Raw genomic sequence first — 799 nt, 5'->3', positions numbered from 1 at the left:
GGGGCGGCGGGCGGGGGCTGCTGTCCGCGGCCCCGGTGCGCGCCCCGGCCGGGGCGCACCGTGCGCAGCTGGGTGGTGGACTCGCCGGGCGCCTCGGCCTTGGCGGGCTGGTTCTCGGGCGGCAGCGGCGCGCTGGCGGACGGCTGCTGCGGCTGCGCGGCCTGCCCGGCGCCGGGCACGGGGGGTATGTACTGGGTCGCCTCGGCGTCGCCCGCGGGCTGCGGCGGCAGCATCTGCGTCTCGTCGGCGGCACCGGCGTACGGCTGCGGCAGCGGTTGTCTGTCCGGCAGCGGCTGCGGTGACGCCTGCGGCTGTGCGTACGCGGCGGGCTGCGGCTGTTGGGGCTGCTGCGGCGGCTGGGCCTGCTGGTACGCGAGCGGCTGCGGGGCCTGCGACTGCTGCGGCGGCTGGGGCTGTGCGTACGTGGGCGGCTGATGCTGCTGCGGTGACTGCTGTGGCGGCAGGGGCTGTTGCGGCGCCCAACCCTGCGCCCCGGCGGACTGGTCCGGCTGTGGCTGCGGCGGGCCGTACGACTGCTCCGGTCCCGGCTGCGGCGACCCGAACGACTGGTTCGGGGACCCGAACGGCTGATCCGAGCCCGGCGGCAGCCCGTACGGCTGCCCAAGCGCCTGCTGCGGCGCCCCGAACGACTGGTCCGGCCCCTGCGGCGCCCCGAACGACTGGTCCGGGCCCTGCGGCGGCGGGCCGAACGCCTGCCCCGGCTGACCGTACGGCGCGCCCTCGGGCGGCAGCGGGCCCGCGCCCGCGGGAGGCCCGGCGGGCGCGGACGGTGAGTCGG

General features: G+C 79.5%; 1 pseudogene. It reads right to left on the bottom strand.

Features of this window, described 5'->3' with window-relative positions:
• Window positions 1-799 (bottom strand): annotated as a pseudogene (locus EEJ42_RS51220) (hypothetical protein); the annotation flags it as partial.

The sequence above is a fragment of the Streptomyces botrytidirepellens genome (assembly GCF_003721215.1).
Classification (GTDB): domain Bacteria; phylum Actinomycetota; class Actinomycetes; order Streptomycetales; family Streptomycetaceae; genus Streptomyces; species Streptomyces himastatinicus.
Note: the sequence above shows the minus strand (reverse complement) of the source record. Positions and strands in the feature narration are given on the sequence as shown.